The sequence below is a fragment of the Pseudomonas sp. S1(2024) genome (assembly GCF_046557535.1).
In genome coordinates this window covers 1-12,822 of the sequence record NZ_JBKGFP010000067.1, presented here as the reverse complement: position 1 = coordinate 12,822, position 12,822 = coordinate 1, and the positions used below count along the sequence as shown (strand labels likewise).

Genomic DNA, 12,822 nt, shown 5'->3' with positions numbered 1-12,822 from the left:
ATGGCCAGCAAACAGTGCCAGGTCTGTGGCCAACCCGCCACGACACGGGTGGAAGCCAAGGTCAATGGCCGCCACAGCACAATGCTGTTGTGTGATGATCACTATCGCCAATTGGTGCGCCAGCAAAAGCGCACCCTTTCACCACTGGAGGCCCTTTTCGGCTCGCGCAGCGGTTTGTTTGAGGATTTCATCGGCAGCGATTTCTTCCGCAACCCAGGAGACTCAGTATCCGTTGCCGCGGGTGCCGATGATGTGGCCGAAGCGTCGTCTGGCGAACCTGCGCCCGCAGGGGCCGGCACGCCGCGGCGTCGCGGCAGCGGGCTGGCCAGCCGCATCAGCGAACACTCCGAGTCCCTGTTGCAGGAAGCTGCCAAGCGTGCCACGGAGTTCGGTCGGCCAGAAGTCGATACTGAACACCTGCTGCTGGCACTGGCCGACAGCGACGTGGTGAAGACCGTCCTCAGCCAGTTCAAGATCAAGGTCGATGACCTCAAACGCCAGATCGAGGCCGAGGCCAAGCGCGGCGACAAACCGTTTGAAGGAGAAATCGGCGTGTCGCCTCGCGTAAAGGATGCGCTCAGTCGCGCCTTTGTCGCCTCGAATGAATTAGGCCACGCTTACGTCGGACCCGAGCACCTCCTGATCGGGCTAGCAGAGGAGGGCGAAGGGCTGGCCGCCAACTTGCTGCGCCGCTATGGCCTCACGCCGCAGGCCCTGCGCCAGCGGGTCAACAAAGTGATTGGCAAAGGGGCGGAGGATGGCCGCGCTGAGGCGCTGACGAATACGCCGGAGCTCGACAAGTATTCGCGCGATCTCACCAAGATGGCGCGTTAGGGCAAGCTGGACCCGGTCATCGGACGCGCGCAGGAAATCGAAATCACCATCGAGGTGCTGGCGCGGCGCAAGAAGAACAACCCCGTGTTGATCGGCGAGCCTGGCGTGGGCAAGACGGCCATCGTCGAGGGATTGGCACAGCGTATGGTGGCCGGCGAGGTGCCCGAGACGTTGCGTGACAAGCGCCTGGTAGAGCTGAACATCAATTCCATGGTGGCCGGCGCGAAGTACCGGGGCGAGTTCGAGGAACGCGTGCACAAGGTGCTCAAGGAAATCTCCGAGCACCAGGGCGAGCTGATTCTCTTCATCGACGAGGTGCACACCATTGTGGGTGCAGGCCAGGGCGGTGGAGAAGGCGGCTTGGACGTCGCCAACGTCTTCAAACCGATGATGGCGCGTGGTGAGCTGAACCTGATCGGCGCGACCACGCTCAACGAGTACCAGAAGTACATCGAGCAGGACGCTGCGCTGGAGCGGCGTTTCCAGCCGGTCATGGTGCCCGAGCCAACGGTGGCGCAGACCATCATGATCCTGCGCGGCCTGCGCGATACCTTTGAAGCGCACCACAAGGTCAGCATCACCGAGGACGCGATCATCGCTGCCGCCGAACTGTCCGACCGCTACGTCACCGCGCGCTTCCTGCCGGACAAGGCCATCGACTTGCTCGATCAGGCTGCCGCCCGCGTGAAGCTGTCGGCGACGGCCCGCCCGGTTGCGGTGCAGGAGTTGGAGTCCGAACTGCACCAGTTGCGCCGGGAGCAGAACTACGCGGCTTCCCGCAAGCAATATGACAATGCGGCGCAGATCAGCAAGCGCATCGAAGCCAAGGAGGCCGAACTCAAGGAGCGCGTCGCGGACTGGGAGCGCGAGCGTGGTTCGGGCAGCGCCGAAGTCAAGGCGGAGCACGTTGCACAGATCGTCTCGCGGCTGACCGGCATCCCGGTCAATGAGCTGACGGTGGAGGAGCGCGAGAAACTGCTGCACCTGGAGCAGCGGCTGCATGAGCGCCTGGTTGGGCAGGACGAGGCGGTACGCGCTGTGGCGGATGCGGTGCGGCTGTCGCGCGCGGGGCTGCGCGAAGGTAACAAGCCCGTGGCCACGTTCCTGTTCCTGGGTTCCACTGGCGTCGGCAAGACTGAGCTCGCCAAGGCGCTGGCGGAATCCATCTACGGCGACGAGGGCGCCCTGTTGCGCATCGACATGTCGGAGTATGGCGAGCGCCATTCCGTGGCTCGGCTGGTGGGCGCGCCCCCCGGCTACGTCGGTTATGACGAAGGTGGCCAGCTTACCGAAAAGGTCCGGCGCAAGCCCTATAGCGTGCTGCTGCTCGACGAGATCGAGAAGGCCCACCCCGACGTCTACAACATCCTGCTGCAGGTGTTCGACGACGGGCGACTGACCGATGGTAAGGGGCGCGTGGTGGACTTCACCAACACCATTATCATCGCCACGTCCAACCTGGGCTCCGACATCATTCAGCGCCGGCTGAATGCGCCCGGAGCGGCTGGCGAGGAATACGAGAAGACCAAGGCCGAGGTGATGGACGTGCTGCGCGGGCACTTTCGCCCAGAGTTCCTCAACCGCATCGACGAAATCATCGTCTTCCATGCTCTGGGCAAGCAAGAGATCCGCCACATCGTCGGCCTGCAACTCGATCGCGTGGCCCGTAATGCCGCGAGCCAGGGCGTGACGCTGACGTTCGACGAGACGCTGGTCGATCACTTGGCGGAAGAGGGCTACAAACCCGAATTCGGTGCCCGCGAGCTCAAGCGACTGATCCGCAGCGAGCTGGAGACGGCACTGGCGCGTGAAATACTCGGCGGCGGCATTGGCAAGGGTGATCAGGCCCATGCGCGCTGGGACGACAAGGCGGAGCGGGTCGGGTTCGACCGGCGGCAAGCCGTGCCGGTCAAAGAGCTCGACAGTGAAAACGCGTGAAGCGCTGCCGAAGGCTGCACTTTCTCGTTGCAATGATCTTGCTGCTGAAGAGGTGAGGCATGAAGGACAGCAATGAGCCTGAGACCACACGCATGCGACTGCGTCGCGAGTGGGCGGTGTTGACGTTTTACGAGCGTTTCGAGCAGATCGTCGCCCACATTCTTTCGCTGGTGATCGCGGTGGTTATCGTGGTGTCGCTGGTGCAACTGATCCAGATAGTCTTCAGCCTGCTGATCATCGAAGCGTTCAATCCGCTGGATCACCGGATCTTCCAGCATGTGTTCGGCATGGTCATGACGCTGCTGATCGCGATGGAGTTCAAGCATTCCATCGTGCGCGTTGTCTTGCGCCGTGACAGCATCATTCAGGTCAAGACGGTCCTGTTGATCGGGTTGATCGCGCTGTCCCGCAAGATCGTGATCCTTGATCCCGATGTCAGCCCGGCCAAAGTCGCGGCGCTCGCTGGCGCTACCCTGGCCCTGGGGCTGACCTATTGGCTGTTGCGTGAGCGCGATGATCGAGTTGCCTAGGCTCTGTGTGAATGGCGCCAAGGCAAAGATTCAAGGGGAAAAAGAGCGCGGATCTGTAATTCCATATTCGTTCGAACCGGGGCTTGAAAACCTCGAAATCGCTTACATAATTCCGTCGTCAGGGGCCGCAGCCCGGCGCTTCGTGCCTCCTGTTGGAGATCATTTCAGTCAGCTTGAAGGAGGATTGTCATGTACGAGTCCCTTCTTAATCTGTCGAGCGATCCCATTGCCGAGTTCGAGAGGCTGCAGCGCGAACTGCAACATGTGCTGGGAACGGGTCTGGGGCGCCCAGGCAGTATTCGTGCCTTGGCCAGTGGTGCTTTTCCTGCCATCAATGTCGCGAGCACGCCGTCCAGCCTGGAGGTCTACGCCTTCGTTCCCGGCGTCGACCCGAGCGACCTCGATCTGCAGATTCACCGAGGGTTGCTGTCGATTTCCGGTGAGCGCCGGCCGGCGCGCAGCGCACAGGAGGGCAATTGCTCGGTGTACGCCAACGAGCGTTTTTCCGGACGGTTCAAGCGTACCGTGAGCCTCAATGATCAGGTCGATACCGACAAGGTCGAAGCTCACTGTTGCGACGGTGTTCTGCGCATTTCGCTACCGCGGCGCGAAGCGCTGCAGCCCAAGCGCATAGCCATTCAGTAACAGCAACGGTTTGAAGGAGGAATCACCATGAACGACAAGCAAGCGGTCGTGCTCGGCGAAACTGAAACCCAAACACTGCTGCCGCGTGTCGATGTATTTGAAGACGAAAACGGAATCCAACTGTTTGCGGACCTACCGGGCGTGCCCAAGGACCATCTCGTGGTCAATGTGGACGGTGACACGCTTGTGCTGGAAGGGGAGATCATGCCGCAGTTGAGCGAACAGTTGGAGGCCGTCTACGCTGAGGTCCAGCTGTCGCGATTCAGGCGGGCCTTCACCTTGAGCTCCGAGCTGGACACGACCCGGATCGACGCTGAGCTACGGGACGGCGTGCTGAACGTGCGCGTTCCCAAACATGCACATGCCCAGCCGCGCAAGATCGTCGTGAAAAGCGAGTAGGGCCTTGAGCGTGTGGAGGACGACCCATGGACAAACTAGCTGAACTCAAACATGGCCTGGAGGAAACCTGGCATTCGCTGGGCGAGGGCTGGCGTCAGCTTCGCGATCGCACCAGCGAGGCCCTGACGCGCTTCACGCCTGTCAACCGGAGCAGGAGCGTCTCGGAGGATGCTACTTCAGCACCGGCACTTGCCTCGAACTGGGGATTGCTGGCCGGCGATCTTTACGAGGATGGCGACCAGGTCGTCATTCGCCTCGAGGTGCCCGGAATGGTGAAGGAGGATCTGAATCTGGAAGTGCTGGGCGATACCTTGATCATTCGCGGTGAAAAACGCATCGAGCAGGAGCAGGGCAATGGGCGTTATCGCGTCCGGCAGTGCACCTTCGGCAGTTTCCGCCGCGCCCTCCAGCTTCCCGCTCCGGTCATTGCCGCGAAGGCCAGAGCCATATGCAGCAACGGTGTGCTGCGTGTCGAACTGCCCAAGGAAGAGCGTGCGCGTGGCCGGCGCATTGAGGTCCGCTCGGGTTGATACTGCCACTGCATGTTCTTTGCGCAGACAAGGTACAACCCTCGTCGCCTGAACTACCCGCCCGCGAAAAACTCGCGGGCGGGTAGTTCTTCGGTTGCTCAACGGGAAGAACGGTAGCCGCCCCCTGCAATGGACATTGCACTTCTCTGTCGAGCTGAGACGCCCAGCGATAGTTCATCCGGATTTTTTCCCATAACCGGTCCTGCAAAGGGCTGAAGGTCGAGACTATGTCCGCTGAAGGCAACGCAGGACTTTTGTTGGGTGTTATCACTTTGCTCACCGCCGCCGTGGTGGCCGTGCCGCTGCTCAAGCGCATCGGGTTCGGCTCAGTGATGGGCTACCTGTTGGCAGGGATGATGATCGGACCTTTCGGGCTGCAAGTGATCAATGACCCCCACACCATCATTGATGTGGGCGAGTTGGGTGTGGTGATGTTTCTTTTCGTGATTGGCCTGGAGCTCAAACCCTCGCATCTATGGGACCTGCGTGGGCAGATCTTTGGGCTGGGCAGCCTGCAGGTGGTGATCTGTGCCGTTCTGCTCACCGTCGTCGGCAAGGCCTTTGGTTTCCCTTGGCAGGTGTCATTCGTTTGCGCGGCCGGTTTTGTGCTCACATCCACGGCGATTGTCATGCAAGTTCTCTCGGAGCGGGGTGACTTGACCGAGCCGAGGGGCCAACGCATCGTCTCCATTCTGCTGTTTGAAGACCTGTTGATAGTGCCGTTGCTGGCGGTGGTGGCATTTCTGGCACCTACTGCATCGGTGCCCGAACCCAGCTCCCCCCTGTGGCAGCGCATGGCGACCGCAGCGCTGTCCCTGAGCGCACTGGTGGTCATCGGGTTGTGGTTGCTCAACCCTCTGTTTCGGGTATTGGCCCAAGCCAGGGCGCGCGAGGTGATGACTGCTGCCGCGCTGCTGGTGGTGCTGGGAGCAGCGCTGCTGATGGAAATCGGCGGCCTGTCAATGGCGATGGGCGCGTTCGTTGCCGGTGTGCTGCTGTCGGAGTCCACCTTCCGCCACCAGCTTGAGGCTGACATAGAACCGTTTCGCGGGTTGTTGCTGGGGCTGTTTTTCCTCGGCGTCGGCATGGCGCTGGATCTGCACGTGGTGGCCGCGAACTGGCTGCTGATCACCTCTGGCGTGCTGGCGCTGATGATGGTCAAGGCGCTGTGTATCTATGGGGTCGCGCGCCTCGCGAAAAGCCAGCATGGTGATGCGCTGGACCGCGCCGTGCTGATGGCGCAGGGTGGTGAATTTGCGTTCGTGCTGTTTGCCGAAGCGCTGAAACTCAAGGTCGTCAGTGCCGAAATCAACGCCAACATGACGGCTATCGTGGTGTTGTCCATGGCCGTTACGCCGGTCAACCTTCTGTTGTACAAGCGATTCGCGCGGCCCCGGGCGGTTTCCATGGCCGGTGTGGAGCCGGCACAGAATCTCCAAGGCCATATCCTGATCATAGGGTTTGGTCGTGTCGGCCAGATCGCTTGCCAGGCACCACTCGCTCATGGCGCCAAGCTTTCGATCATCGACATGGACCCGGAGGTGATCCGCGCCGTCGAGCCTTATGGTTTCAAGGTCTATTACGGTGATGGTGCCCGGCACGACCTGTTGCATGCTGCCGGGGCCCATCACGCCCGTACCATAATTGTGTGCGTGAATGACAAGAAGGCCGCGACACGCATCGTCGAAAGCACGCGGCACTATTGCCCGCAGGTGAAGGTGCTGGTGCGCGCCTTCGACCGCGAGCACGCGTTGGAACTGGTCAAGCACGACGCCGACTACATCGTGCGGGAAACCTTTGAATCCGCCTTGCTGCTTGGCCACCAGGCCGTGCTGACCCTGGGTGCCTCAGCGCACGAAGCCGACGCGGTGACCGACGAGGTGCGCACCCGCGATGCTGAACGTTTTGCCCTGGAAACATCCGGGGGGCTATTTGCCGGGCGAGCGTTGGTCCTGGGAAATATCGAGCGCATTGATCCGCCGAAGCCTGAAGCACGGGATGCTCATTGAGCATGAAAACCTGACGGCAATACGCACACTCACGCTATCGCAGGCACGCACACAACTGCGGGCGATTATTTTCTGCCGCTTCGTGGGCGATGTGTAGTTTCCTGGATGGCGAGACAGATTAAATCTTCATGGGATGCGGGGATTGCACATTAAACATTGCCCTTGCCCTGGTGATTATCAATGGCCTCGATGAAATTCTTGATCAACGGCGACTGCTGATTTTTTCGCCAGACGAAATAGATATCGCTTGAATCCAGGCTCGGCACATGATCGGCCTGAAAGGTATCTGCCTGGCTCGCGAAACGGTCGATATAACTCTCTGGCACGCAAGCAAAGCCAATTTCCTGTGCGATGCAGGCAAAAATACTGGGATACGATTCGATTTCCAGTATCGCCCGAGGCTGGATGCCGCTGCGTTCTAGCCAGTTATCGACCTGTTGCCTGTAGTGACACGTGCGACCGAATACATACAGTTCGAGCCCAGCCAGGTCTTCCGGGGTGGGCGAGGAAAAGGCCTTCGGTACAACTCTCAACAAGCGCTCACGGAACGCTAAGCGGCTTTCAAGCAAAGGATGCTCGATGGGGCCATCAGTGAGGATCAAATCAAGCTCGCCATCCATCAACAGCCGCTCCAGGAGTAGCGAGTGCTCCGGACGGATGTGCAGTTCTACCCCAGGCGCCTCAAGGCGGTACCGTACCAGAAGCGGAGGGAGATGATTGGCCAGCGCTACGTCAAGCGCCCCAACGCGAAGCACGCCATGCATGGAATCGGTTGAAAACAGCGAGCGTGTTTCAGCTGCCAGGTCGAGGATCTGTTTGGCTTTGCGGTAGACCAGCCTACCTTCGGGGGTGACAAGTAACCGGTTATTTTCGCGATTGAACAAGACGACGCCGAGCTGAGTTTCTAGTTCTCGCAGTCTTGCTGTGATGTTCGAGGGCACGCAATGCAGCTGTGCAGCTGCTGCGGCTATCGTACCGTGCTCTACGACAGCGCAAAAAAAACCAAGCTGTGAAAGCTTCAAGATGCTCTCCTTTTGTGATGGCATAGCTCACATCTGATCACTTTTAGTGATGCGTGTGTCAGCTTAACATTGCCCGGGCAAACGCATCCAATCACCTCGACAGCCTAGCCTCATGGGCTTGCGGTGGTAGGGCCTGGATGCACGGACTTTCGTCGTTGTCGGGGAAAGCCTTCTAGGAAATGTTGGCCTTGCGAAGGGCTGAAGCTGCAGCGGAGAATCGATGCGCATACTACATACCATGCTACGTGTGGTGGATCTGGATAAAACCATTCACTTCTACACTAAAGTGCTCGGCATGAGCCTCTTGAGACGCAAAGACTATCCGGAGGGCAAATTCACCCTTGCTTTCCTCGGATATGGCCTGGAGACAGAAACTGCTGTTCTGGAGCTGACGCGAAATTGGGGACAAGATAGCTATGAGATTGGCGATGCTTACGGGCATGTAGCTATCGAGGTTGAGGATGCAGAAGCTGTGTGCAGCCGTGCTGCTATCATGGGATATCGTGTTCCTCGACCAGCAGGTGTCATGAAACATGGACGCACAATAATCGCGTTCATTGAAGATCCCAACGGGTACAAGGTCGAGCTGATACAAAAAGGCACGCAATTCGACTGATCAAGCGAGGGAAGGCGCGAGGCAGGGCTTGGAGTGGCGAAAGTGCTTTTGTGCTCTTTACCGAAGCTCGGTCTTCAAGGCCCTGAACTCATCATAGCTGTTGGCCGTACAGGTCGGGTTGCTTGTCAGGCGCCGCTCGCACAGGGAGCTAAACTTTAGAATATCGATGTAAATCCGCAACTGATTCGCACCGTGGAGCCCTCTGGTCTCAAGCTCCATCACGGTGATGGTGACCGCTCTGACACATTGAGCGGTTCATACACGATGCCGACTACCTAGGGCGGGAAACCTTTAATCCGCACTGTAGCTCGGCCGTCAAGCCGTGCTGACGCTGGGCGCGTTGGGGGTCGAAACCGACGCGGTGCGCATACACGATACCTAACGAAGTGGCGAAGGTGTCCGTTGTCATAGGACATACCCAGTTTTTTTTCAGCACCCTCATCCAGGTTCTGATGTAAGTAGGAGGGCGCATGTTCACTCCGAATTCCATTCCCTATCAGCGACAACCGGGCTTTCAGCGCACTTACCGTCAAGGTCGGTTGAGCCTGGGCCTTTTCCTCCCCCTCGAAGCCTTTAGCGATGATATGCCGAGTATGGCTGGCCAGGTGAGCCTGGCCCAAAGAGCCGAAAAGCTAGGTTTCGCTGCCCTTTGGTTTCGCGATGTACCGTTACGTGACCCTAGTTTCGGTGATACCGGTCAGGTCTTCGATCCTTGGGTCTACCTGGGTTTCATGGCGGCACACACGCATTCGATTGCGCTGGGTACCGCCTCGGTCATCCTGCCAATCCGCAACCCTCTTCACACCGCGAAGGCGGCCACCAGTGTAGATCAACTCAGTGGTGGCCGCCTGTTATTAGGCGTGGCTTCCGGGGACCGACCTGTAGAGTTTCCCGCATTCGGTGTAGACCCGGAGCAGCGTGACAGAATGTTCCGCGAATACCTAGAGGTATTTCGCCAGGTTCAGCGCAGCAGTTTCGTGCCTTTGATCTGGTCCGGCGGCACGCTTGAGGGCTGCGATCTGATTCCCAAGCCGACCACAGCGGAAATTCCATTCTTCGTCACCGGTCATAGCCGCCAGACGCTGGATTGGATTGCCCGCTGCAGTCATGGCTGGATCAGTTATCCGCGTGCGCCGAAGACTCAGCAACTGATTGTCGAGAACTGGCGCACTGCAGTGCGTACCGAATGTGGTGAGCTGTTCAAACCCTTCACCCAGTCGCTATACATCGACCTGACGGACAACTCGCAGATACCCCCTCGACCGATCCACCTCGGCTATCAATTAGGGCGATATCATCTGATCTCACTGCTGCAACACTTACAGGAGATCGGCGTCAACCATGTGATCATCAACTTGAAGTACGGGCAACGCCCCGCTGGCGAGGTCCTCGAGGAGCTCGGTCAGTTCGTTCTGCCTGACTTCATCCTGTCTACGTGAGGCGGCACGGGGCACGAATGCTACGCCCCGAGCTTTCTATCCGGTCACCGCGCCGGGCGCGAGACGGCGACATGGCCGCCGCCACACCCGGTGACCAATACCTAGTGAAAGAAGGCCAGGGTACGAACTTCGATACTTTCGCGTGGCGGGGCTCCCGGCGGCGTATGGGGGAGCTGGAAGGCGGCATGGGGGGTGAAGCGGGCACGGCCGTCGTGACGCGAGTCATAACCCTTGATCAGCAAGACTTCGTCACGGCGCATCTCCGGAAAATAGTACCAGCGCTGGTGAGTATTGTAGGCGAGGTGATAAATCTCCCCGATGCGATCCGGATAGACCAAGTCGGTAGCCAGCAGATCATTGGGGTCGAGCGTCGAGGCGTCCAGCACCGCCAACGGCGAGCGCTTGACAGGGCCGCTTATCGGGCGCCAGACGTTGATCTGAGCGACTGACATCGCTGCCATTGCGGCGGCTTGTTCCGCGCCCAGTACTTCGCGGATACGCTCAGGCCCCGAGTGTTCGGTGTAGTCATTGTGCACACGGCTGGCTGGGCCGCGAAAATCCCGCCGTTCGGCGTCACTGCGCCTGGTGTGGTCGAAGATCACGACCCGGCTCGCGCCCGTCAATTGCTTGATCAAGGCCTTTATCTCGTCATAGTAGACCTTTACTACCGAGGTATCGTCGTAGAGATCGTCTACCACCGTCTCTCGCCGGTGGAGTTCAAACCCCTGCTTGTCCAGTGAAAGGCTGTCGGCTAACGGACGTCCGTTTTGTATCTTGACTTCGCGCTCCTCCTGCTCGGCAAAGTAGTGAGCCTCACTGTCACCGGTCAAAGCCTCGGTATGTATATAGGGCTTTGCATTTTGCCTGACCAGGTAGGTGAGTTTCGTGAGAACGCTATCGGGCATATCAGTTGTGCATTTCAAGTAATGCCTCCCGTTCTGCTGGCCGTACTCGGCGTGGTGGCGCTGTGGCGGCGATGTGGCTGGCATGTAGGCTCGCTCTCAATCATATGCCCTCGAACAGACGCATTAAATGCCCTCCAGGCGCAAGCCCTCCAAGAGTGACAAGTGGCCATCCACAACTTTGCTGTCAGCAGGAGAAAGCTTGGAATCTGCAAGAGGCGGATACTTGCCCAGGCCTTCCCCCGTTTCGTGAGTCGAAAGGATGGCACCACTGCTGTTCACGTACATGCCGTGTAGCATGACCTGCGTGTCTGCGGCGGAAGCTTCGTTAGCACCCATTTTCAATGGTTTGCCCAATTGACAGCGCGTGTTCCAGTCAGGTGCGTGCTGATTAGCCCCGGCCCTGCAAATGGTGGATCTCACCATGAACGACATATGCCGCCATGGGGGAGCCGTCGAGCACCAGCAGGTCGGCCTGCTTACCTGGCTCGAGCGGGCAGACTGGTATGGGTGCCAGCGGCGCAGTAGATCACTGAGTGTCCATCTTTGGTGGGCGCTCAGCACATGCTGAGTGGAGGAAGTGCAAACAGATTGGCGCAACGACGTTTTCAGTGGTCCCGCTCTTTGTGTGCTGAAAAGCCACGCCTTTGGGGTCGAAAGCGGCCGGTTGCGCATGACCGCTATCGACCCAGGCTGTGAAAAAAACCTGCGATTATCTAACCTTCTGATCGTCGAGATCGTGGCGGGGACGATCATGAAGCGGTTCATTGAGGGTGAGGCCCGGACGCAAGTCACGCTGCTGCCGGAGTGCCTGGATGATTACATCACCGAAGAAAACCCTGTTCGAGTGGTTGACGTTTTCGTCGATGAACTCGACCTCGGAGCGCTCGGATTCGAGGGTGTCGATCCGGCTGCTACGGGTCGTCCGGCCTACCATCCAGCAGTCCTGCTGAAAATCTACATCTATGGCTACCTCAATCGGATTCAGTCCAGCCGCCGGCTTGAGCGCGAGGCAGAGCGCAACGTCGAGCTGATGTGGTTAACGGGCCGGTTGGCTCCTGACTTCAAAACGATTGCTGACTTTCGTCGAGACAACGGTAAAGCTATTCGCGGCGTGTGCCGGCAATTCGTAGTGCTGTGCCGCAACCTCAATCTTTTCTCCCAGTCGATCATTGCCATCGACGGCAGCAAATTCAAAGCCGTAAATAACCGCGACCGCAACTTCACCCAGGGCAAGATCAAGGCGCGCATGCAGCAGATCGAGCAGAGCATTGACCGCTATCTTGCGGCGCTGGATTCGGCGGATCGGGCGGCGCCCGAGGTCGCCGAGGCCAAGGCTGAACGGCTGAGCGAAAAAATAGAAAAGCTGAAACAGCAGATGACAAAGCTAAAGGACATTGAAGCGCAGCTTCACGCCAGCCCAGATCAGCAAATCTCTCTTACCGATCCTGATGCACGCTCAATGGCCACGAGTGGCCGAGGTACTGGCACGGTTGGCTACAACGTACAAACAGCAGTCGATGACAAATACCATCTGATCATTGCTCATGAAGTCACCAATGTTGGCAATGACCGAACGCAGCTAAGCAATATGGCGAACCTGGCACGCGAAGAGATCGGCGCTGAGTCGCTGACAGTGGTAGCCGACCGAGGCTATTACAAAGGTCCGGAAATCCTTGCTTGCGAGCAGGCCGGGATCACCACTTTTGTCCCGAAGCCGCTGACATCAAGCAGCAAAGCGCAAGGCCGATTCGGTAAGCAGGACTTCATCTACATTGCTGCATCGGATGAATACCGATGCCCTGCGGGTCGGCTACTGACCCGCAGGCACTCTTCGATCGAGGACGGCATGTTGCTGCACTCCTACGGGTTCTCTGGCTGCCAAAGTTGCTCCATGCAGAAGCAGTGTACGACGGGTAAGGAACGCCGGTTGAAGCGCTGGGAGCATGAAACGGTAG

General features: G+C 58.9%; 10 protein-coding genes and 1 pseudogene. 9 read left to right on the top strand and 2 right to left on the bottom strand.

The genetic code is table 11. The features are described from left to right. From clpK to ACLCGK_RS18355, 6 genes and pseudogenes are all read left to right on the top strand, one after another. Positions 1-2,772 (top strand): annotated as a pseudogene (gene clpK / locus ACLCGK_RS18380) (heat shock survival AAA family ATPase ClpK). A 59-nt stretch (positions 2,773-2,831) separates the two neighbouring features. Next, on the top strand, positions 2,832-3,302 hold the full coding sequence (locus tag ACLCGK_RS18375; protein WP_284384086.1) for a phosphate-starvation-inducible PsiE family protein: 471 nt from the start codon (positions 2,832-2,834) through the stop codon (positions 3,300-3,302). Between the two features lie 189 nt (positions 3,303-3,491). Further along, positions 3,492-3,947, top strand: a complete 456-nt coding sequence (locus ACLCGK_RS18370) for an Hsp20/alpha crystallin family protein (protein ID WP_021782314.1) — start codon at positions 3,492-3,494, stop codon at positions 3,945-3,947. A 27-nt stretch (positions 3,948-3,974) separates the two neighbouring features. Beyond that, entirely contained in the window at positions 3,975-4,346 is a 372-nt protein-coding gene (locus tag ACLCGK_RS18365) for an Hsp20/alpha crystallin family protein (RefSeq protein ID WP_284384082.1), read from the top strand. Positions 4,347-4,372: 26 nt separating this feature from the next. After that, positions 4,373-4,876: an Hsp20/alpha crystallin family protein gene (locus ACLCGK_RS18360; RefSeq protein WP_410952612.1), complete on the top strand. Its 504-nt coding sequence runs from the start codon at positions 4,373-4,375 to the stop codon at positions 4,874-4,876. Between the two features lie 227 nt (positions 4,877-5,103). Further along, entirely contained in the window at positions 5,104-6,885 is a 1,782-nt protein-coding gene (locus ACLCGK_RS18355) for a monovalent cation:proton antiporter-2 (CPA2) family protein (protein WP_284384079.1), read from the top strand. A gap of 149 nt (positions 6,886-7,034) precedes the next feature. Here the strand turns inward: ACLCGK_RS18355 and ACLCGK_RS18350 are convergent, their stop codons facing one another. Then, positions 7,035-7,907, bottom strand: coding sequence for a LysR family transcriptional regulator (locus ACLCGK_RS18350; RefSeq protein WP_410952611.1), 873 nt, complete (start codon positions 7,905-7,907; stop codon positions 7,035-7,037). Positions 7,908-8,127: 220 nt separating this feature from the next. Between ACLCGK_RS18350 and gloA the strand changes: the two genes are divergently transcribed. After that, positions 8,128-8,523 (top strand): lactoylglutathione lyase, encoded by a 396-nt coding sequence (gene gloA / locus ACLCGK_RS18345; protein WP_284384075.1) that lies wholly within the window; start codon positions 8,128-8,130, stop codon positions 8,521-8,523. Between the two features lie 470 nt (positions 8,524-8,993). After that, positions 8,994-9,962 carry an LLM class oxidoreductase gene (locus ACLCGK_RS18340; protein WP_410952610.1) on the top strand — a complete coding sequence of 323 codons (969 nt, stop codon included), beginning with the start codon at positions 8,994-8,996 and terminating at the stop codon, positions 9,960-9,962. Positions 9,963-10,063: 101 nt separating this feature from the next. Here ACLCGK_RS18340 and ACLCGK_RS18335 read toward each other — a convergent pair whose 3' ends face one another. Continuing rightward, a complete protein-coding gene (locus ACLCGK_RS18335) occupies positions 10,064-10,885 on the bottom strand; it encodes a CmcJ/NvfI family oxidoreductase (protein ID WP_284384071.1) in 822 nt (273 codons plus the stop codon). Between the two features lie 733 nt (positions 10,886-11,618). Between ACLCGK_RS18335 and ACLCGK_RS18330 the strand changes: the two genes are divergently transcribed. Next, positions 11,619-12,822: IS1182 family transposase (locus ACLCGK_RS18330; RefSeq protein WP_410952627.1), on the top strand; the 1,204-nt coding region annotated here is incomplete at its 3' end.